We start from the raw sequence: 20,847 nt of genomic DNA, 5'->3' as shown, positions 1-20,847 counted from the left end.
CTCAACGACACCCCCGCGCGCAACCAAGGCTCCGATCCGGACGGCATTCCCAGCCATAACCACACCGAAGCACGGCTGGCCCCCTGGGGCTGGGTCGCCGGTCACTCTGCGGCTGCGGCCGGGCCCCCGCCGAACCGGGGCACGTCATCGACGGACGCGTCCAGGCGCAGGCGCACGTACCGGATCGGGTGCCGGTAGACGCCGCCGCGGTCGATGGATGTGTCGGTGCTGATCTCGGCGACGAGGTCGGGCCGGACCAGGGTGGTGTCGAGGACGTCGCGGGTGCCCCATGCCGATGAGAACACCGCACCGGTCCATGGATGTCCGGGACCGGCCGGGGCGAGGTGCCCGGCGAGCTCACGGACGGCGTGGGGGCGCAGTGGGACGGTGCGGCCGACGGGGCGGAGGCGTCCGGTCGCATCGTGGCGGCCGAGGACGAGGAGCTGGGGGCGTGCGAGGGTGCCGGTGATGGCGCCGATGACCGCTTCGGTGGTGTCCCTGCGTCTGATCTTGGTCCAGGCCCGGGATCCCGGAAGATAGCGCTGGTTCATCTTCTTGACGACCAGGCCCTCGACGCCGGAGACGTCCGTCCACTCCTCCAGCCACTCCCTGGCCTTGGCCGGGTCGGTGGTCATGGGGCAGAGGGTCCACGGCGTGGTCAGCTGGCGGGCCGCGAACAGGACCTCGAGCCGTCGGCGGCGCTCGGCGTAGGCCAGGGCCAGCAACTCGATGCCGTCGATATGCAGCGCGTCGAAGGCAATGAAGAACGCCGGGGTCTTACCGGCGAGCACGCTCGCGGTGCGGCCGCGGGCGGCGGCCCGGCGCTGGAGCGCTTCGAAGGACAGCCGCCCGGCCGCGGTGTCCCAGACGACGAGCTCGCCATCAAGGACCAGGCCCTCGGGCAGCTGCCCGGCGGCCGCGACCAGATCGGGGAACCGGTCGTGGACCAGGGAGCCGCGCCGGCTCTGCAAGAGCAGCCGGCCGCCGGGGCCGGCGGGGGTGAACAGGATCGCGCGGTGGCCGTCGAACTTCTGCTCGGCTGCGAAGCCGCTCGCCAGGACGCGGGAGCCGGGGACGTACTCGGCGGCCTGAGCGAGCATCGGCTCGAAGGGCGGGGTGAGGACCACTCGCGCTCGGCCTCCTCCTCCGCTGCTCCGGACCTGGCACCGACAGCCTTTCCCGCCGAGGCGGCCGTCGCTTGTGGATTCGGCCAGAGGGCTCTGCCGCGTCAGGCTCCAGGGTGGCCGTCCTTCTCCTGGGCGCCGTAGTACCGTCCGTCGTCGTGTTCGCTCCACCACCTCGGCGCGCTCCTGCCGGACCTCACCGACGAGCGCAGCGCCTTGATGCCGCCCCCGTCGCACTGAGCCCGCCCGTCTGCGAGGACCTCAGCGGCGCCAACGGCACTTGAAGTGCCTGTTCCGCCTTGTCCGGGACAGGCCGGGCAGGGACAGGGGGCCGGACGCTCAGTCAGAGGGCTGGAGGAACGCCGTCTGCACGCGCAGGAGGTGAGTGTCGGGGTGGGTCGCCTCGTAGCGGTCCATGACTTTCTGGTGGCGGCCGGCGTCGAAATCACGGCAGGCCCGGTCGTCCTCTTCCAGACCGCAGGCCATCGCGAGCCTCGCGCCCTCGAGCAGGGCCTCCTTCTTCGTGGGATACACCCACACGTCCAGGCGGCCATTGCCGCTGTAGCCGCGGTGCGCCAGCGTCCACACCGCCGGCGCACGGGTGGTCTCCACCCGCCCGTCGGGACGGTGGAGCTCGGAGGAGACCTGCTGCCTGATGAAGTGGGAGTAGTCAGCCACCCCCGCACCGTACGACCCGCTCCGGATCCGGCGCAGGCCGTTCCGGTCGGTGTCACTCCGGCGGGACGCTCCGTAGCTTGCCGCGGGTCATCGTCCCTTGGGCGTCACCTGCGGACCCACTCCTCCTTATCGGGATGCCAGGTTCCGGAGAAGGCCGCTCCCAGGAGCGGTGTGACCAGCGCATCGGCAGCCGTGGCTGCCTCGTCCCAGCTCTTGCATCCCACCAGGCCGATCACGTCCCTGGCTGCCTTGACGTAGTTGGTGCGCCAGGCCGGGGCGGGCATCTGGAACGCGGCGGGCAGCCGCAGCTCGGCGGTGGTGACGCGTGCGCGGCGGTGGGCGGCTTCGCTGTGCAGGGCGTGGTGGGCTGCAGCCGCGTCGATGGTTTCCTTCTGGCTGATGAGGAGGATGTCGGCCAGGTCGCGGTAGCGGCTGGAGGGGCCCATGCTCCGCCACTCGTACATCGCGCAGATCTTGTCCGCGAGGTGGTCGACGACGGGGTAGAGGCGGACCCGCGGCCAGTTGGTGGGCCAGGGGAGGTCGGGGCGGGGCATGAGCGGGAAGTCGGCGGGGTCGGCGGTGACGTTCTTGCCGGTGACGAGGTCGACGTGGATGGAGTCCACTTTCCGGGACCCGATGTAGATGTCGAATGCCTGGTCGATGCCGTCGCCGTCGGTTCCCTGGGCTTTCATCTTCTGGGGCACGAATCGCAGGTGGTCGCCGAGGTCGACAGCGGCCCCGGCCAGCAGGGCGTCGAGGGCCTCGGCGGTCGTTCCGTGCAGGCGCTGGAGGTCGATGTCCTTGCTGAGCCGGGCGAGGGACGGATAGCGGACGAGGAGGGCCTGGCCGCCTTTCAGGAGCCAGCCGTCCGGCTCGGCGGTGAAGACGCGGGCGGTCAGGCGCTGGAAGAAGAAGCCGCGCATCATGGCCTGGACGGTCCCGCCGTCCTGTGCCACGACGCGTTTGGCGTGGTCCTTCAGGGCCTTCTCGAAGCTGGCGGGTGTGGCGTAGGTCTTGCCGCTGGTGCTGATCTCGACTCCCCCGGTGCTTGCCTCAGGCGTCCCAGGGTAGGTCCGTCCAGCCGGTGAGAGCTATTCAGATGTCGAGGTGACGTGCCTGGCTTCTTCGTCTTCCGGTTCGGATTGCGTTGTACCGGGTTCAGCTGCGGGGAGGGCCGGTTGGGTGGCCCGGGCCGCAGTCGAGGCAGCCCTCGCCAGTTCAGCAGTGTGGGCAGCAACGAGTCGTGCAGGGCTGTTGGCAGCCGCTGCTTCCCCGAAAAGCTTCGCGGTGACGTCGCTTTGAACCCCTGCAATTTGGGCCACAACAGCCCTCATCCCGTCCATCCTGTACTGGGGTGTCATATGTGCCAGCGCTTGCAGTGCGGCCTCGGCGGCGCCACCGCGGGTCATTGCTGCGGCCATCTTCTGGTCGATGTCTGCTGCGTAGGCCGCGACGGCGGAAGCGGCCCTGATCGCGTCCAGGTGCATCTGGCTGGAGTGATTGGCGGCGGCCTGGTCCACTGCCCGCCGGACGGCGTCGAGCGCGATGGCCAGGCCGGGAATCTGTGCTCCGTGGGCGAACAGGTTTTCGCTGTATGCGGAGATGGCGCGTGTTCCGGCTGTGGTGAGCTGCTCGTCTCGCAGGGTAAAGCCCGCTTCCTCCGCGAGGAAGTTGAGGAAGTCGGCCCCCGATGCCCTGGGAAGACCGTAGGCACGCGCGTAGGGCTGCACGCGTTCGGCCAGCTCGCGGGTGTCGGTGAGGCCACGCTGGTCGGCGTCGGCCAGGACGCGGCCGACATGGCCGCCGTCAGCGCGGGCGCGCAGGAGGTCACAGATGGTGCGGTCGACGGTGGTCACCGGAAGGCCGTCGATGATCGTGATGTCGCCGGCGGGGACGGTGGCCTTGTGGAGGAGGACGCCGGTCTCGCGAGTAGTGCGGCGGACCGGGACAGAGATCTCCACATGATCGGCGGGGATGTCGCCGATGTCGTAGAGCTGACAGGCGGAGGCGTGCGAGACGACCGCGGCCCTGGGCCCGTCCTGCGAACGTGCCCAGGCCAGGACAGCCGGGTCCAGGCGGAGCCAGGCCGCCTTGATGTCAAGGTGGGACGTCGGCGCTCCCCCGGGTACCTGGTAGACGCTGTGGGCCGCGCGCTGGAGTAGGTCGGCGTCGATCAGGCGTGTGAGGTCGACCCGGGAGAGCCCGGCGTCCTGCGCCTGCCGCGCGGTGACCAGACCCCACTGGTCCGGGGCAATGGCATTGAGCCGCTTGATCGCCTCACTACGCTCCATCCAGCAATAGTAACAAGCAGCGCCCTACAACGCAGCGTTTGTTACAGCTAAGGTGCAACAAACGCTGCGGCAACAGGGAGCGATCTGTAACTTTCGCTGTCACTAGGTGGGTGCTGTATCACGCTGACCACCTGGTCCTGCCTGGCACGGCGAGTGCGGGTCTGAAATCCGACCCGCACCCGCCGGATGCTGCGGTTACCCATCGGGCGGCCGGTCGCGGCAGCCCTGGGGAGCCGCAGGCACCCTCGGCGCAGTGGATCACTTGGTTGGGCATCCAAGTCCGCGCCGACGGCAACCAGCACGGACACCACCACCTATCCGATCGCGCCGCTCACGTCCCCGTCGACCTCTTCCCACGCGGAGGGCCCGAAAACGGTTTCGATTCGGTGCCCCTCGCTGTCCTGGCGCATGACTACGAGCGAGCCGCTGGGCTTGACGGAGTACGTGTAGCGGACCCCTTCGGCAGTGCTGTTGTCGTCGTTGAATTCCCGGACACGCGAGGGAGCCTCCGCCTGAACGTGAGCGGGGATCGTCGCGGGGAGCAGAGTCACCTGAACTGTCATGTCTGGACCCTACGGCCGCCCTCTGACAGCAGAAAGCTCTCTGTCGCGCCAGCACCGGTGACTGCGATGCGAAATGCCTCGTCCCCGGCAGTTGCGATGCCGGGATGAGGCTCTGTCGTCAGGAATCGGACGGGTTGTCAGTGTTCTTTTCCGAAGGCGATGTCGATGTAGTCGATGTCGGTGATCTGGACTCTGGTGAGGTCGTTTGCCCGGGCGCCACCGTCTTGGAAGTACACGTCCTTGAGTCCTTCGGCGACGATTTCGCGCATTTCGTGGTCGCTGGCGCCTTGGCCGCGGGCGTCGAGGAGGCGTTGTGCGTAGGCGGGGGGCAGGCGGACGGTCAGGCGGCGGAAGCGGCCGTCGTCGGTGGTGCCGACGGGTGCGGTGTATCCGAACCGGGCCCGCATTTCCACGGTGAGGCCGGTGCTGGTGGCCGCATTCTGGCGGCGGCGTTTGCGGACCTGGGGCTGCCAGCGGGAGCGGACGGCGGCGTCGATGCGGCTGGTGATCTCCTTGGGCGGGGTCTTCCGGTCGCCCTTGCGGTAGCGCTCCACCGAACGCTGGCTCACCCCGATCTCCTGGGCGATGGCCTTGGTGCTTTTCAGCTGTCCCATCAGGTAGTTCAGCCGGCCCTTGAGGGTCTTGGGGGGCTCGCGGGTGAACGTGTCGCGTTCCGCGTGCTCCAGTGCGTCGTCGATGTCCCCCACGGCTCTACTCCCCCTCGTCCAGGACGGTGTCGCCGCCCTTGATGTGGCGGGCCGGGTTGAGGCCCTTCTCCATGAGGTCGACCGCCCACAGCATCGACTGGACGCCTTCGATCTTGGCCAGGCCCGGTGTCGGGCCGAGGCGGAACCCGCCCGGCTGCGGCTTGCCGGACGCCGCGTACGGCAGGAAACTCAGCGGGCTGTCCCCCGGCGAGGGGTAGACGACGCAGTCGGACAGGACGGCGAGCGGGTACAGGCCCGTCAGCTTCACCATGTTGGACAGCTTGCGGTGCATGTTGACCCGGCTCTTGCTGATGACGGCGGCACGGATGTCGGGCCGCCAGGTGGGCCGCTCCAAGGCCGGCCATCGCTCCCCGTCGCGGTAGTCCTTGCCCTGCGGGCGCTCGCGGAGCTTGCCGATGCCGCCCTTCACGGTCGCCTTGACTGCGGCGAGGACGGCGGCCAGGGCCGGGTCGGTCTGCTTGTGCCGTTCCATCGCGGCGAGGAACTCCGTGTCGGACAGGTCCTTGGTGACGCCGAGGTCGGCGAGGGTGTCGACGTACGCGGTCTTGAGGCGGTCGTGCCACGGGTCCAGGTACGCGCCCGTTTCGCGCCGCAGGTACGCATCGATGGGGTGGACGTCGTGGCCCAGCTCCTGGGCGTAGGCCAGGGTGTGCGTCTGGTACCAGGCCGGGCCCGTCGGCCGGGTCCCGTCCGGTGTGAACGGCGACGGAAGGAGCGGGTCGAGGCTGATGTGGGAGAGGTCGACCAGCCAGGAACCGGGGATCTTCGGGTTGAACTTGGGGCCGGTGAAGTGCTCCGGCCCGGAGAGCCCGACGACCAGGCGGGCCGCGGCCGCGAGGAAGGCGGTGTTGAGGTCCAGGCCGACCGCGAAGGGCAGCAGGGACTCCTCATCGCTGAGCAAGTCCACCGGGCGCACCCACTGGTAGGACTCCTCGTTGAGGAACCCGCCCGTCCAGCCGGAGTTCACGACGACGGGGTGTTCGGGGGTGGCCTCCGGCGGCGCCGGGTCCACCGGCTCCGTACCCAGCGAGCCCGGGTTGTGGCCGGACACCCAGTTCCCGGTCTCCCGGTCCTGGACCGCCCGGGTGGGCGGGCGCAGCGCGGTCATCAGCTCCAGGCCGGAGACGGCTGTGGAGCCGCGGGGGGTGATGACGCGCTGGGCGTAGATGCCCAGGGCGCGGGCGATGTCGGCCGGCTTCATGTCTGCGACGCCGGGCCAGGAGCGGGCGTCCAGGGCGTCCCAGGACAGGATCGCCAGCTGCACGCACTGCCGTTCGCGGCCCTGCGCCTTGCGGTAAATCCGCGGCCACGGGCCGAAACCGCGGCGGGTGAGCTGCCACTTCGCCTTGGTGATCTGCTTGACCACCGGGTGGTCCTCGGGCAGGCGCAGGGAACGGCGCTCTTCGCGGCCCTCCAGGCGCTCGGGCAGCCCCAGCTTCACAGCGGCCGCGGCTGTGAGAACGATCAGCGGGTCGGAGTCCTTCCCGTTGCGGTGCAGCTTCGCGGCACCCAGGCGGGACTCCTGGAGGGTCCACTCGACCAGCTCGGGAACCGTGGTGGCCGGGCAGTCCAGGATGATGCCCTCGACGCCGTACGCCCGTCCGTTACCGTCCAGGACCGCGAGAGGACCGTACTGGTACGGCGCGGCGGCGATGTTCGGATTGACACGCTTGCGAGCCGGGCGCGCCGATGCCGGGCGGACAGGCGAACGCTCCGGACCGGCCGGGGCGGTGGGCGCCGCGGTGGGCGCCGCGGTGGCCTCCGCCGGAACTGGCGCCTCGGGGTCGGCCGGGCCCGCGAACGCGGCCGGGACCGGTGCGCGGGTCGGCTGCGGCGCGGGCGCCGGTACGGCGGGAACGCCGTGGGCGGAGTGCTTCGCCGCCCACCCTTTCAACAGCCGCTGGTAGGCGTCCAGGCGCGGCGGCTTCGGCTCGGAACGGCCGTTCTCCCAGTTCTTGACAGACTGCGTCGACGTCTTCAGCGCGACCGCGAGGCGGGCCTGGGTGATGCCGGCGGACTCACGCAGCCGCGCCCGCTCCGCCGGGGGCGGGAGCTGCGGCTCCTCCTCCAACAGAGCGTCGACCGACGCGAACAGCTCTTCCTCAGATGCCATATCTGTCTACCTCCACCAAAAACCCTAGCAACACTTACCCTTTTGTGTAACCCATTTCTTTAACCCGTCCGGATAGACTCCTCCGGCGGTGGTTGACGCTGCCAACAGGCTGCGACCGAGATGTCGTCTGCCACAAGAACGCCAGTGGGTCGTGCCATCAAATGTCTGTGGTTTTGCCATGAGATTTGTCAGCGGCGGCTTCGGCGACCCGACAGGCGGAGACAGGGAGTAGGGACACGGGGCAACCTCACAGTGCTTGCCGCTCGTCACGACTGGTATGACATCGCCGCCCTTAACCCGGCTCCCCGCCCCGACCTGGCCGCACTGTGGCGAGGACGCGACCACAGTCGATCCGGTCGGCTGCCGCGGTCGACAAGTACCAGGAGAGTCCCTCTGCCTGGCGCACCTCGCACCCGCCACGCGAGCTAGGTACCTGGCAGCGCTGTCTCCGGGTGACGACATCGATCACTGCGGCACCACTTTCGCCGGCTCCCTGCTGAACGAGCTCCTCGACGTCCTCCGCGACCCGACTTCCGGCCGCCCTCACATCGGCAGAGCTCTGTTCGACGGCGCGACGTTCTCCGCCAACGCCACGTTCGACGGCGCGACGTTCTCCGCCAACGCCACGTTCGGCCGCGCGACGTTCTGCACCGACGCCCGGTTCCACGGCACGATGTTCTCCGCCGACGCCCGGTTCGGCCGCGCGACGTTCTCCACCGACGCTATGTTCGGCGGCGCGATATTCTTCGCCGACGCTCTGTTCGGCCGCGCGACGTTCTCCGCCAACGCTCTGTTCGGCGGCGCGACGTTCTCCGCCAACGCCCGGTTCCACGGCGCGACGTTCTCCGCCGCGCCTTTATTGGGGCCGTTGGTATGTCAAGGACGTCTAGATCTTTCCGGTGCGGCGTTCGTGGCACCGGTGACCATCGAGGCTGCGGCTGTAAAAGTGCGATGCGTGCGCACACGGTGGGAGTCGACGGCGGCCTTGCGGCTGCGGTACGCCGAAGTAGACCTGTCGGACGCGGTGGTCACACAGCCGATCGCGGTCACCGCCCACACTGCCCCCTTCGCCACGGGCAGCGTGACCGTTGTCGACGAGACCACGCTGACCGACACAGCCGGCGTACAGCTTGACCCTGGCGTACGTATCAGCTCGCTGCGCGGAGTCGACGCCGCCCATCTGGTGCTGACCAACACGGACCTGACCGGGTGCCGATTCTTCGGGGCGTTCCACCTCGACCAGCTACGGCTGGAGGGCGAGACCGTCTTCGCCCGCACCCCGACCGGGACCGATGTGCGCCGGGGAATCCCACTGCGGTGGACCGACCGCCTGGCCCTGGCCGAAGAGCACCACTGGCGCGCCCTGCCCGACCACCGCCCGCGGCTGCGCGCCGGATGGACCCCGGCCCCGCCGCAGCCAGGCCCCGCGGCGTGCCCGCCGGGTCCGCCCGCTCTGGCCGCGCTTTACCGTCAGCTCCGCAAAGCCTTCGAGGACAGCAAGGACGAGCCCGGCGCCGCCGACTTCTACTACGCCGAGATGGAGATGCGCCGCCTTGGGACCCGGTCCCCTCGCAACCGGGCGGAGCACGGGCTGCTCACCGGGTACTGGGCCCTGTCCGGCTACGGCCTGCGCGCCTCCCGCGCTTTGGCCTGGCTGCTGCTCGCGATGGCCGCCACCGTCCTGGCCATGATGCTGTGGGGCCTTCCCTCAGACGATCCGAAACCGGAATCGACCGGGACAGTGACCGGCCAGGCCATCCGGCTCACGACCGACACCCCAGCCCCCGTCAACCCTTCAGGTCCGCTGCACAAGCGTGTCTCGACCAAGCGGTTCGAGAAAAGCCTGCGAGTGGTGCTGAACTCCGTGATCTTCCGCTCCTCCGGCCAGAACCTGACCACCCGCGGCACCTACACCGAGATGGCCTCACGCCTGACCGAACCCATCCTGCTCGGCTTCGCCGCCCTCGCAATCCGAGGACGTGTTAAACGCTGACTCGCTGACACCTCTAGCGGCAAAACGACTGACGTTCGTGTGGCAGACGACACGAGAGGTCCCGCCGGGCTGCACGCGACACGGGGCGGGACCGGCGCGGCCGCGCCCAGCTCCCAACCGCCGCGCACCTGATCGCTGTACGGCCGCGTACGGGCCTGCCGGGCGATCGTGCGGCGGGGGGCCCCGGGGTGCCGGGGTTCGTGGCCGTACGGGCCGCCTGCGGCCGCGAAGGGATCAAGAACGGACCCTCGCCCCGCGGGGCAAGGTCATCAACACTTCGCTCTCGTGCCGGCCCAGTCGGATCCGGCCGTGCCTCCACGCCGGGCCCCGTGATGCCCAGTGCATGGAAACCCTGCTCCTCCCCGATACCGCAGCGCCGGGTGTCGGGGGGTTACCGGCCGGTGAGCGCGCCAAGTCTCTCGGCGGTCCGCCGTTCCCGTGCCGCGGCCTGCTCCGCCTTCCACGCCTGCCACTCCGGGTTGCGAAGCGCGGTGTCCCACGCGGCGAGGTCCCTAGCCTGCTCTTCCTCGACCGGGCCGTCATAGTCGGGCTCTTCCTCGGCCTGGCCGTAGCCGGACTCCGGCGGCGCCTCGATGCGCACACCGAACGGGGTGGTGTGGAGCGCTGCCGGTCCGAAGGGCGCCGGATGCCGGTCCTGCCAGCCGGTCATGTGCTCGATCACCTGGTGGTCGAGCATCGAGCCGTACATGCCGCGGGCGGTCAGGAGCAGGCGGAACCGCGCCTCCTCGGTCTCCGCGGCCTGCAGCCAGCCCTCCGTAGTGGCCATCGCGGCCGCCCGGGACGCTGCGTCCGGCGGAGCCGGGTCCCCCAGGGCGTAGCGGGCAGCGGCCTCGGCGGCGGCCTCCTCGTCGCGGCGCCGGTCCTCGCCGCGCTTGATGCAGGCCCGGCACTCCCCCGTCCCGTCCAGCATGATGCCGTCCTCGCACGAGGGGTCCGGGCAGTCCTGCACGAGCAGCGCCGTGGCGAGCCACGACGACCGGTTGATGATCCGGTCGCAGCCGTCCGGGGCCTCAGCGCTCCGCCGGGCGGCCTTGCAGCCGGATGCAGTGCAGCGGTCGCACCCGCGGTAGTCGGCGGCGGAGCGGGTGTCCGCCTTCTCGCCGAACCAGCGCCGGCCGATCCGGGCGATCACCTGTTCCGGCGTCCGGCTCGGGATTCCCTCAGCCCCCATCAGCAGGTCGTTGATAGCGCGGTGCAGCCCCGGGTACAGCCGGGTGCCCTGGCGGGCGACCGCCTCGGGGATCGCGGCCCGGGCCTCAGCGAAACCGGGCGCCTCCTGACGTGGCCGGGTCTTCACCGTGGCCGGCTTCGGGGACGAAGGCTTCATGCGCTGGGGAGGGAGGGTCTTGTCGGACGCGGCGGAGCCGCCTGCTGCCCCGGCGCTTTCAGCAGCCGCGCTCTTGCACACGCCCGCACGTGCGTAACCACCCGCACCATTGCCTACGGCGTCAGCCCCATCATCTTGCTCACTTCTAGAACCCTTCTTGTAATGGGGTCCAGCTGACGCGGCCACCCCCGTCCAGCTGACGCGGCCACCCCCGTCCAGCTGACGCGGCCACCCCCGTCCAGCTGACGCGGCCACCCCCCCCACCAGGTCGTTCTCCCGGGCGTGCTCCTCCTCGGCCTCCCTCATCCGGGCCAGCGCCCGCTGCGCCCACCACTTGCCGTCCATGAGCGTGTACTCGGACGCCAGACGCCCGCCGTTCTCCTCGTCGTACCGCTCGGTGATCAGCAGCAGCCCGTCGTCAGCCATCTCCGAGACGTTCGCCGCCACCGTGCTGCGCCCCAGCCCCGTGCACGCGCACAGCTCCTTGTACGTCGGCGGCCGGTTGCTGCTGATGCGCGTCTTGCCGTGAACGAACGTGGCCACCGCGGCGTACACCGCCTTGAAGTTCGGCGACTTCTCCCCGCTGGCCACCGTCGGAGCGTCGAGCTTGATGAAATCGAACCCGGGATCGCGGTAGACGCGGGGAACGTACGGGCCCGGCTGGCGGGGCGGCCAGGGTTCGCCGGCCGCCAAGGCCGCGGTACGCGCTTCAGCCCGCTCCAGGGTCCGGCGGGCCCACTGCTCCCGGTCGGTCAGGTGGTACACGTTCGCGTCCAGGCTGCCGTCGCCGGACGGCTGCGGGGCGATCAGCAGCAGCTCGCGCTCCACCAGCTCCCGGTTGGCCTTGTCCACGGTGTCCACCGAGCGCCCGATCCGGGCCGCGATCGAGGACCGGTAGGGCAGGAGCGCCCGGCGGGCCTCCTCGGAGAACCCGGCCGTCGCTTCTGGGCTCAGGGTGGTGTGGTCCTCGACGTTCGCGAACGTGGCCAGGGCCATGTACCCGGCCTTCACCACCGGCTTGCACTCACCATCACGCCCCAGGCGGGCGTCGAACTCGATGTAGTCCAGGCCGATGGAAACCTCGCCCGGACGGAAGACCTGGGAACTCACAGGGCACCCCCGACGCTCGAGAGCGAAGACCGCGGGCTACCGGACAGGGGCGACGGGTGTGAGAAGACAGAAACGCTGCGGCGGCAAAAGACATCAGATGTGGATGCCATACCCATAGATGTGTTCCCGAGGGGAAGCGTGTGACCTGGTGCAACAAGAAAGATCGGAAGCACCAGCCAACCCTCCCACGGCACGCCTACCAGCCGGGCCGCAGAGCCCTGGATCGGGGGCTGTACGCCAGCCGGGCGCATAGGAAGCTTCGGCCCGATGGGCAGGACGGGGGCGCCAGTAGGCGCGGGAGGGACACTGCTTGAAAGGGTGGTCACACCTGCTACAGGTGCGAAATCGACGCCCGGTGTGACACCTGAGGCGAAGAATCTGAGAACCGCGGCGGCCCGGGGCCAGCGGCGAGAGTGAAGCGAGCGGTGCATCTGGTGGGTCTCCCCTTTGCGGGGAGTCGTGCCAGCGGTGTGACCAGACAGGGACCGGGGATAGTGGCCTCCGGGTGAAGGGACCCTTATCCTGGGTACTGGTGACCACGCAGGCCCTCGGGCCTACGGGCATCACCCCCGGCGAGGTCACCTCACCGGACACGACTCGGATGGCCTGGAAGCTGAGCGAGTCGGTTGCTGTATCGAGGCCGTTCCTGCTCCAACAGGGACGGCCTTGGGCATTTCTAGGGCACAGCTGTGGATGTGACCGTGTCAGGGTGCTGCCGCGCGAGACTCGAAAGAAGACTGCTGTAAGCCCGGCGTCTATCGCCTCGAGGCTCGTTGAACCCGGTTTCCCATCGAGCAACCTGGACCCGCCCGACACCCAGCGCTGCGGCTACCTGGGCTTGAGTGAGTCCGGCAGCTCGCCGAAGCCCTCCACGAACGCTTGCTGCGGGCAACCACACCGCTTGCGACAGCAGTGCCTGTACGGCGCGATCATGCGTTGTCACTGCACACCCCCAACATCATTTCGCCGAAACGATACACAGCTGCTACGCCTTGCGAGCCCCAACGACGCCATGTCGCAGTTGCATTCTCAAAGAGGGAGGTTGTCGTAGGACAGCTGGATTCGGTCAGCGGGAGCTACGGCACGGAGTACTTCGAGAGGCTGTTCGGAGGCGTCGAGGGTGAGGCGAGTGAGGGTGAGTACAGCGACCCGTCCGCCGATTCGGAGCTGCGCGGCTTCTGACTCCGTGGGCATCCTCACGCCAACTGTTTCCGTCGCCTTGGCTGGTCGGCGGCCAGCGGCTGTGAGGGCGCCGTACACCCCACCAACGACCTTTCCGGTGCTATCGAGGCCGGCCGACTCGGCCAGTGCTGCGGGGTACCAGGCGTGCTGCAACTGGACGATGTCAGCAGGGCGGATGAGTGCGCGGCGGACGCGGTACACCAGCTCGTCGCCGTTGCTGAGGTTGAGGAGAGCGGCGGTGTCGGCGTCCGCTTGCACCCGCTCCACAGAGACGAGTTGCATGTCGCCGTCCAGCCCTTGGGCAGCGGTGGCCGTTTCCCAGGGGCCCAGTGCACCGCCAGGCGCTAGCACCGCCCCGTAACGGCTAAGTGGAATCTGTACAGCCACTCGCGTTCGGACCACTGTGCCGGCGCGCTTAGACGAGTAGACCAGCCCTTCGTCGGCGAGCGCGGCGATTGCCTTGGTAACCGTCGCCTTGGACACACCGTGTGTGGCCATCAGTTCCGCGTTGGTTGGCAGCTTCGCGCCCACGGCGAGCTCGCCTGCGTAGATGCGCTGACGGAGCTCGGCGGAGAGGTCTCCGGAACTAGTCATGGGTTTCACCTCCGTGTAGGTCGGGGCCACACGGCCCACCATATCGCCTAGTCGTTATTGACAACACGCGGGGGGCGAGGCATTCTCATTAATGCCTAGGCAATAAGCGATGGCTGGTCGACAGGCTCGACCTGGTCAGACATGCGCCTGGGTGAGAAGGTCCCGCCCTGCGAGACGCAGGTGCCCGGCCGGTGTGTCCGCACCGGCCGGGCGGCGGCTGTGGTGTTGCACCCCCACAGCCGCTGTCGGGTGGTCCGTTGTGAGGGGACGCCGACGTGGTGATGGTGACAGAGGTATTGCGCAGGTGGCGGGCGCAGCGCTGTGTGCGCGGCGCTGTGGTGCGGACGAGGACGGTTCTGCCGACTCGCTCATGCACTACGGCGCTGAACGAGCCGAGTTCACTGGTTCCGGGGGCAGTTGGCCTGGGCGGGGACGAGTTGCGGGTGCGGGCGTGGCTGATGGCGCGCCTGGACGGTGTGGCATGAGTGCCCCGAGGCGTGACTGGTTGGACCAGCTGTGGGAGTGCAAGGACCTGGCCCCGGCTTCGGTGGTGCGTCAGGAGCGCTCCGACGTGGCGGCCTGTGTGGGCGCGGATCCGCGGTTGTTCTTCCCGAAGCCGCAGGAGACGACGTCGGGCGCGGCTGTTCCGTCGGAGTCGGAGCGGGAGGCGCTGACGTTCTGCGAGGAGTGCCCGGTTCTGGCTTGGTGCCTGGCGAGTGACCTGAAGCAGTCCTCCACCCCTTCGAAGATCATCGGGGTGCGTGGGGGGATGCGGCAGTCGGACCGGCGGGCGCTGTACGTCCGGCTGTTCGGCCGGCGGCCTCGTAACGGGGCGGTGGCGCAGTGAGCAGCACCGTTACGGGTCGCGCCGCGAAAAAGAGGGCGCGCCGTGCCGCCGGTACGGGTGCGGCGGCTGCCTCGCGGAAGGTCAGGAAGTCGGAGCGGGCGGCCAAGGGCCGCTCTCTGGGGCGGTCCACGGTGCGGGCGGTCCGGGGCCAGATCAGTCCTGCCGAACTGGCCGAGGCGATCCGGTCCGCGTTCACGGAGTCGGTGCCGAACGGCCGGTGGCGGTGGCTCGCCTTCAACGGCACGGCGGCCGTGGCCGGTCACGGGCTGATCGCCCTGGGCACCGGCAACGCGCGGGGGCTGGAGCCGGTGATGGGGGCCGTGATGCTGTCGCTTCCCCCGTGTGGTGCGTTCGTCGTGACGCTCGGCGCCGCGTACGGGGCGTACCGGGTGGCGAGGCCGCTCCGGGGCCTCCTCGGCCCGTTCGCTGCGCTCGCACCCCTCGGCGCCGCGATCGGCGCGGTGTTCTGGGGCCAGGGCACCGGGCCTCTGATCGCCGAGTTCCTCGCGTGGTCCGCGCCCTGGTCCACCCTCTTCGCCCCCCTGACCGTGGCCGGGGCGGCCGGCGGACTGTGCTGGCTCCTGCTGGACTCCCGGTCCGCCGGGCGGCGGCTCCCCTTGCGGTGGCTGGCCAGGATCCCCCTCGTCACCGTCGTTCTCTCCTCCCTCCTCTACGCCCCCGGAGCACTGCTGTGACCCCGAACCTGATCATCGCCACGGACGTCGTCCTCGCGGCCGGGCCCGTCCTCGGAGGCATCGGGGTGACTGGCCTCGCGGTCGCGGACGGGTACCTGCTGCTCCTCGGCCTGCGCGGTGCCAAGCGCATGAGCCTGACCCGCGACAAGGCCGCCGCGATGGGCATCGTGTTCGGGGTCCTGGCCATCGCGACCGGCGGCACCATCGGCCAACTGGTCGGGGGCGTGGCCACGGTGCCGACCAGCATCGGGCAGGGCATCGACTTCGGGGCGTCCGATCTGGCCCCGGCCGCTATCGCGGTGCTCCTCGGGATCACGACGTTCGTGCCCGACTGGAAGAAGCTCGGGTGGCCGGCCCTGTTCGGGATCTGCCTCGGGGCCTCGGCCGCGAACATCGGCGGCCTGTGGCAGATCGCGAACAACCTGGTGATGCTCCTCGCGGACATGATCGGCAACCTGTGAGCGCCTCCGGGGAGATCCGGGCGGTGACCGCCGGGTCCCTAGGCGTCGCACGGATGTGGTGGCGCGGGTCCCTGGTCATGGCCGGGTGGGCGTGCCGGTGCGCCGGGCAGGGCCTCGCCCTCGGATGGAAGGCCGCCAGCACGGACGCGGGAGCCGTCGCGGAGAAGCGGAGCCGCATCCGGGCGCAGCGTGTCAAAGCGCAGGAGCGTGCGGAGAAGGCGGGGAAGGCGTCCACGCTGCCGGACCCCGAGGCGCCGATCATGCTGGAGCCCGGGTTCGGCAAGCGCAGCTTTCTGGCGGCCCTCGGCACGGTCGTCATGGGCGGCGGCCTGGCCCTGGTCATCGTCGGCACCGGCGCGTCCGTCCTGGTGCCGATGATCCCGGACCTGACGGCCTGGCGGCCGGTCATCTTCGGCGGGGGATTCGTGGCCTGGTCGGCGGCCGCTCTCATGCTGGCCCCTCCCCTGACCCCCGAGAACGATCATGAAAAAGGTGCGGCGGGGGAGCAGGGCGAGGGTGACGTCCAGGAGGACCAGGGGGAGCAGGAGCAGGCTTCCCCGGCCCACCCGGGCGCAGCGCTGCTCTGGCACGTGATCAGGGACCTGTCCGACGCCGAGTTCAGCAAGCGGGCCGGGGTCCACCTGGACGTGATGCTGGACGGCGCCATCGCCTCCGGCCTCCTTCCCCAGGACACCGAACAGACCAAGTTCCGGGCGTGGCTGGAGGCCGCCGGAGTCCCCACGGTGGAGAAGCTCGGGATGCGGATCGAGGGCAAGCCCACGACCCGCGTCGGGGCCCGGGTGGACGCCTTCATCGCGGCCCACGGGGCCAGCCCCACGGCCCTGCTCCAGAACCCCCCGGCGGCCGGCGCCAGGGGCCCCGCCCCGGCCCCGGGGGAGGACCCCGTCAGCACCCTCGCAGCAGCCCCCGTCCCGGCCCGGGCGGAGGCCCCCGCAGCGGCCTTCCTGACCCTCATCCCCGGGGGTCTGGCGGCCCCCGCTCTGGCACCTTCCCAGACCCCTTCCCCGGCCTCTCTCCAGGAGGGGTCCCAGGAAGCCCGATAGACCGGCCGATCGCGCCGCTGACCTGCGGTTCTATCGGTACCCCTAACGCCCCCTTACGGGAGGTCTATCGGTCTCCCAGCCCCCCGAAAGCGCCCGGCCCCGAGAGGGGTTCGGGACACGTAAAAGCCCGCCCCGGGCCACCTACCAAGCATCCCGGGACGGGCGAATCCACCCAGAAGATGGAGACGCCATCATGGCACTTTTCCGCAAAACGATCAGCCAAAGCGATCTGGCCGCGGGCCAGAGCGACACCGACCGCGCCCGACACGGCAAGTCCTACTCCGCCGGCACCGGCGGCTGGACCGAGACGGCCGCGGACCGCCCCACGGCCGGCACCGGCACCACCGACCAGGACGCCTCCGGCGCCCGGAAGTGGTGGAAGTGATGGCGCGCCACACCGCCCCGGTCTGCCACGGCCGGAAGATGCGCTACGACGCCAAGACCAGGCAGTACGTGTGCCGCACGTGCGGCGGCTGGACCACCCGCCTGCTCCTCGCCCTCGGGGGTGCCCGGTGAGCGCCGAGCAGCAGGCCGCAGCGGCCGCCGAAGCGGCTGCAGCCGCCCGGCGGGCGGAGCAGATCCGGCAGCAGACCGACGCCGAACTCCGCCGTCACGGCCAGGCCATGGCGGGACTGAAGCCCCATGGCTGACCAGTCGCCCCTGCCGGTGAGGCCCTCCCCGCACGAGCGGGACGGCCGTACCGAGCAGCAGCAGCAGCCGCCGGCCCGGCCGCACCCGCAGTCCGGTTCCTGACCCGGCTCATCGCCGCCGCAGAAGAGCACCCCTCGAGGCGGGCCACTGCGGCGGCACCCCTCCCGGCGGCCAGGAACACACCTTCCTGGCCCGCCCCCTGACCACCTCTCGGAGGTATCGGTGACGACGCACCACCCGCTCCACGACCTGACCCGTCCCACTGTTCCCCTCGCTCCGGCCGGACGGGCCGCCGCTCCGGTTGGGCGGGCCGGTGCTCCGGCTCCGCACCGCAGGGGGGAGACTGCCGGGATGAGTGACACGCTGACGGACGGCCAGACCATGGGCCAGGGGGTGGCCATGGCCCCGGCCGCTCCGGCCACGGCCGGGGCCGCTCCGGCCCCACGGCCGAGCGCTCCGGGCGGACCGGAAGCCGCTCCGCCCCCGCCACGCCAGGGCGGCCGGGATCGGCCGGGGCTGGCCGGCCAGAGGGTGGCCGTGGCCCCGGCCACCGGCCATGCGGACCCGGCCACGGTGGCCGCCCCCCAGGCCGGAGCCCGGGCCTCGCGGTGGCTCGCGGTGGCCGCCCTGACCGGCATGATCCCCGTGGCGATCATCGGGTTCGCCGCCTCCTACACCACGGTTGCGGACAAGGCCGCGGCCGCCGGGTTCGCCGGCTGGCTGGCTCCGTGGATCCCGATCGGCCTGGACGGGGCGATCATCGGGTTCCTGTCCCTGGACCTGTACATGACGCGCCGCCGGACGCCCTGGCCGTTGCTGAGGTTCGCCGCGCACGCCATGACCGCGGCAACCGTCGTCATCAACGCGGCCGCCGGCGCGGCCGTGGCCGTGGCCACCGAGGGGGCGGCGGGCGCCGAGGCGCTGCCCGGCCCGGTGCGGGTGTTCTGGCACGGACTGATGCCAGTGCTGTTCGTGGTCGGTGTGGAGGCTGCGCGGCGGCTGATCGTGCACGCCGTGCAGTTGGAGGACGGGACGGCTATCGACCGGATCCCGCTGCACCGATGGGTGCTGTCCCCGTGGAAAACGCCGAAGCTGTACCGGGAGATGCGGCTGGCGAACATCACCAGCTACCCGGAGATGGTGGAGCGCAAGAGGGCGTTGGAGGGCTACCGGGTGTGGCTCAAGCAATCGCTCGGCGGAGACCTGTCGAAGGCGACCGATGAGCAGAAGCTGCCCATGACGATGGCGGCCCAGGGCTACTCCGTGGAGGAGGCCCTGGCCCTCCCGGCGAAGTGGGAGGCCGAGGCGGAGGAGCGCGAGCGCGCCGAGGCGGAGCGCCAGCGTGCGGAGGCGGAGCGGGTCCGTATCCAGCAGAAGGCAGACCGGCTCCGCGTCCTGGAGGACGACGCCGACGTCGAAGTCGCCACGTACGAGAAGCGGACGCGGCTGGGGACGGCGGCCGCGAAGGCGGAGGCCGCGCAGGCGCAGGCGGAGTCCGAAGCGGCGGCCGCGAAGGTGGCGGCGGAGCACCGGCGTACGGCGGCGGAACGGCAGTCCCTGGCGGAGGCCGAGGCGATGCAGTCGGAGCAGGCGGCGGCCGCGCGCCGGAAGGCGGCCGAGGATGCCGAGGCGGCGGAACGGGCCGAGGCGGAGGCGGAGCGCCAGCAGGCGGAGAAGGAGAAGGCGCGGGCGGAGACGGCACGCTGGGCGGCGGAGACCAGCCGGCAGGCTGCGGCGGCCGAGCGGGCCGAGGCCGAGAAGGCGGCGGCGGAGAAGGCGGCGGCCGAGGCCGAGAAGGCGACCGCGGCCGTCCGGTATGAGAAGGCCACGATGGAGGCGCGCGCCCAGCAGGCCGAGGACTACGCCCGCTTGCTGCCGCGTGAGCGCAACGAGCGGCTGGTGGCCCGGATGCTTCTGGCGGCCGGGGTGAACTGGGAGATGGCCGACAGGGAGATGGAGGCGGTTCCGCTCGGCGAGATCATGGGCGCGCTGAACCTGAAGCAGACCGCGGCCTCGGACACCCGCAAGGCGGCAGCGGCCTTGCTCATGGGCGGGTACCGGGCGACTACGTTCGAGCTGATGATGGACGGTCAGCAGTCCTGACTCGGCACATGATGTTGGGCGGCACCTTCCCCGAGTGCCGCCTTTCGTCGTCGGGTCAGGGCTGCCCGCTCCACCACCGCCTGCGGGGTTCCGCCACCGGATCTGAGGCCGGCACCGGCTCGGCGGCGGGGACGCCCATGGTCTGGCCGGGCACGGCCGGCCTCTCGGGCCGGGGGAGTGCGGCACGCTCCGGCGCCGGGCTGAGCGCCGCCACCGCCCGCTGGAGGTCCGCGATCCGCTCGCCCCGCTCCGCGAGCTGCGCCCGCAAGTGCTGTACCTCGGCGCGCGCCAAGGCGAGCTCGTGCTCGGCCCGGAGCCGTTCCAGCTCGGCGCGGAGCACGGCCGTGTCCGGGCCGTCGGACCCGGCCGTGGTGACCGGCCCGGCCGGAGCTGTGGTCGGGGCGTCCGCTGGAGCCGGGGCGTTGAGCCGGTAACCGGCGGCCAGCAGCTCATCGATCGGGATCATCCAGCCGCGCTTGGGGTCCTGTACAGAACCGGGCAGATCACCGGCCTCACGGCTGCGGCGTACCGTGGTGCGGCTGACGCCGCACGCGAGGGCGGCCTCCCTCTGGGTCAACATCGGGCGGGTCATGCGTCCATCCTCCCTGCCGCAGATCACGGACCAGCAGCCGACCCACCGTGCCGCAGCTGTCCCGAGGCGTCCCCAGCATCGATTAGATGATCTTGAAGTCGGTCGTTCCCCGGTTGCCCGCCGGGCCCGCTTCGCGGATCCGTAAGTCGATGTGCGAGATTCCGCTTATCTCCTCCGATTGATAGATGTCTAGACCTCTTGGGCTCAATAAGCGCCCTGAAGGTAAGAGATGCATGTGATGGACGTCACATTTAAATGAAGTGTGCAAAAGCTCTAAAAGGTGACTTATCGCATGCGCAGTGACTCATATGGTGCTGTCATGCCTTACAGCACCCCGCCTTGGCCGACGAGGTAGGTTGCGCTGCCTCACGACTGTCAAGAGTCCTCGAGACCGCTTGGCACCCGCCAACTCATCCTCCGGTTCAAGGGAGCTGACGCTCCTGCAGTCGGCTCACCCCGCTCGGATGGGGACCGCCCGTCCTCAGAACGTGGTGACGAAATCCCTCCCCCGTAGCGGACTCTCGCCCAGTCACGCCCATCAATGAGCTGAACCGAGGAGTCCCTTTGCCCTGCTCGTCATGACGAGCAGGAATGTCTGAGAGACGCGGAACAGCGAAGCGCTGCTCTGAGTTTGTGCGTCCTGCTGGGCATCGGCTGGTTGCGGGTGTTGAAGCATGTTTTAGGCGCTGATTGGGATGTGGCATTGGCGG

The 20,847-nt window shown here is 70.3% G+C and carries 20 protein-coding genes; 9 read left to right on the top strand and 11 right to left on the bottom strand.

Annotated elements, in window-relative coordinates:
- Positions 1–101 precede the first annotated feature (101 nt).
- From ABT106_RS19950 to tap, 7 genes are all read right to left on the bottom strand, one after another.
- Entirely contained in the window at positions 102–1,127 is a 1,026-nt protein-coding gene (locus tag ABT106_RS19950; RefSeq protein WP_351279007.1) for an ATP-dependent DNA ligase, read from the bottom strand.
- Between the two features lie 336 nt (positions 1,128–1,463).
- A complete protein-coding gene (locus ABT106_RS19945) occupies positions 1,464–1,802 on the bottom strand; it encodes a hypothetical protein (protein ID WP_351279004.1) in 339 nt (112 codons plus the stop codon).
- Between the two features lie 104 nt (positions 1,803–1,906).
- Positions 1,907–2,758: a nucleotidyl transferase AbiEii/AbiGii toxin family protein gene (locus tag ABT106_RS19940; RefSeq protein WP_351279001.1), complete on the bottom strand. Its 852-nt coding sequence runs from the start codon at positions 2,756–2,758 to the stop codon at positions 1,907–1,909.
- 135 nt (positions 2,759–2,893) lie between these two features.
- Positions 2,894–4,093: a type IV toxin-antitoxin system AbiEi family antitoxin domain-containing protein gene (locus ABT106_RS19935; RefSeq protein WP_351278998.1), complete on the bottom strand. Its 1,200-nt coding sequence runs from the start codon at positions 4,091–4,093 to the stop codon at positions 2,894–2,896.
- A 314-nt stretch (positions 4,094–4,407) separates the two neighbouring features.
- Positions 4,408–4,656, bottom strand: a complete 249-nt coding sequence (locus ABT106_RS19930; RefSeq protein ID WP_351278995.1) for a hypothetical protein — start codon at positions 4,654–4,656, stop codon at positions 4,408–4,410.
- Between the two features lie 137 nt (positions 4,657–4,793).
- The gene (gene tpg / locus ABT106_RS19925) at positions 4,794–5,363 is read right to left on the bottom strand and encodes a telomere-protecting terminal protein Tpg (RefSeq protein WP_351278992.1); all 570 of its coding nucleotides are present in this window, start codon (positions 5,361–5,363) and stop codon (positions 4,794–4,796) included.
- Between the two features lie 4 nt (positions 5,364–5,367).
- Positions 5,368–7,497 carry a telomere-associated protein Tap gene (tap, locus tag ABT106_RS19920; protein WP_351278990.1) on the bottom strand — a complete coding sequence of 710 codons (2,130 nt, stop codon included), beginning with the start codon at positions 7,495–7,497 and terminating at the stop codon, positions 5,368–5,370.
- 256 nt (positions 7,498–7,753) lie between these two features.
- Here tap and ABT106_RS19915 point away from each other — a divergent pair, with 256 nt between their 5' ends.
- Entirely contained in the window at positions 7,754–9,490 is a 1,737-nt protein-coding gene (locus ABT106_RS19915) for a pentapeptide repeat-containing protein (protein ID WP_351278988.1), read from the top strand.
- A 391-nt stretch (positions 9,491–9,881) separates the two neighbouring features.
- Here the strand turns inward: ABT106_RS19915 and ABT106_RS19910 are convergent, their stop codons facing one another.
- The 3 genes from ABT106_RS19910 to ABT106_RS19900 all read right to left on the bottom strand — a co-directional run bounded on the left by ABT106_RS19910 (position 9,882) and on the right by ABT106_RS19900 (position 13,754).
- A complete protein-coding gene (locus ABT106_RS19910) occupies positions 9,882–11,948 on the bottom strand; it encodes a hypothetical protein (RefSeq protein WP_351278986.1) in 2,067 nt (688 codons plus the stop codon).
- Positions 11,949–12,624: 676 nt separating this feature from the next.
- Complete coding sequence (locus ABT106_RS19905) at positions 12,625–12,846, bottom strand: helix-turn-helix domain-containing protein (protein ID WP_351279034.1); 222 nt, start codon at positions 12,844–12,846, stop codon at positions 12,625–12,627.
- A 131-nt stretch (positions 12,847–12,977) separates the two neighbouring features.
- On the bottom strand, positions 12,978–13,754 hold the full coding sequence (locus ABT106_RS19900; protein ID WP_351278984.1) for a GntR family transcriptional regulator: 777 nt from the start codon (positions 13,752–13,754) through the stop codon (positions 12,978–12,980).
- 475 nt (positions 13,755–14,229) lie between these two features.
- Between ABT106_RS19900 and ABT106_RS19895 the strand changes: the two genes are divergently transcribed.
- From ABT106_RS19895 to ABT106_RS19860, 8 genes are all read left to right on the top strand, one after another.
- Positions 14,230–14,571, top strand: coding sequence for a WhiB family transcriptional regulator (locus ABT106_RS19895; protein WP_351278981.1), 342 nt, complete (start codon positions 14,230–14,232; stop codon positions 14,569–14,571).
- A complete protein-coding gene (locus tag ABT106_RS19890; protein ID WP_351278979.1) occupies positions 14,568–15,266 on the top strand; it encodes a hypothetical protein in 699 nt (232 codons plus the stop codon). Before ABT106_RS19895 ends, ABT106_RS19890 begins: the two co-directional genes overlap by 4 nt.
- Complete coding sequence (locus ABT106_RS19885) at positions 15,263–15,727, top strand: hypothetical protein (protein ID WP_351278977.1); 465 nt, start codon at positions 15,263–15,265, stop codon at positions 15,725–15,727. Before ABT106_RS19890 ends, ABT106_RS19885 begins: the two co-directional genes overlap by 4 nt.
- Entirely contained in the window at positions 15,724–16,791 is a 1,068-nt protein-coding gene (locus ABT106_RS19880) for a hypothetical protein (protein ID WP_351278976.1), read from the top strand. The genes ABT106_RS19885 and ABT106_RS19880 overlap by 4 nt, the downstream gene beginning before the upstream one ends.
- A 193-nt stretch (positions 16,792–16,984) precedes the next feature.
- A complete protein-coding gene (locus ABT106_RS19875) occupies positions 16,985–17,176 on the top strand; it encodes a hypothetical protein (RefSeq protein ID WP_351278974.1) in 192 nt (63 codons plus the stop codon).
- Positions 17,176–17,307 (top strand): hypothetical protein, encoded by a 132-nt coding sequence (locus tag ABT106_RS19870; protein WP_351278971.1) that lies wholly within the window; start codon positions 17,176–17,178, stop codon positions 17,305–17,307. Before ABT106_RS19875 ends, ABT106_RS19870 begins: the two co-directional genes overlap by 1 nt.
- Entirely contained in the window at positions 17,304–17,441 is a 138-nt protein-coding gene (locus ABT106_RS19865) for a hypothetical protein (protein ID WP_351278968.1), read from the top strand. Before ABT106_RS19870 ends, ABT106_RS19865 begins: the two co-directional genes overlap by 4 nt.
- A gap of 352 nt (positions 17,442–17,793) precedes the next feature.
- Positions 17,794–19,545 (top strand): DUF2637 domain-containing protein, encoded by a 1,752-nt coding sequence (locus ABT106_RS19860; protein ID WP_351278965.1) that lies wholly within the window; start codon positions 17,794–17,796, stop codon positions 19,543–19,545.
- 55 nt (positions 19,546–19,600) lie between these two features.
- On the opposite strand, the gene ABT106_RS19855 is transcribed toward ABT106_RS19860, so the two are convergent.
- A complete protein-coding gene (locus ABT106_RS19855) occupies positions 19,601–20,137 on the bottom strand; it encodes a helix-turn-helix domain-containing protein (RefSeq protein ID WP_351278963.1) in 537 nt (178 codons plus the stop codon).
- Positions 20,138–20,847: the final 710 nt, after the last annotated feature.

The organism is Streptomyces sp. NPDC002044 (assembly GCF_040296725.1).
GTDB classification, from domain to species: domain Bacteria; phylum Actinomycetota; class Actinomycetes; order Streptomycetales; family Streptomycetaceae; genus Streptomyces; species Streptomyces antarcticus.
The sequence above is the reverse complement of the archived record's forward strand: the minus strand, read 5'-3'. Positions and strand labels throughout refer to the sequence as shown.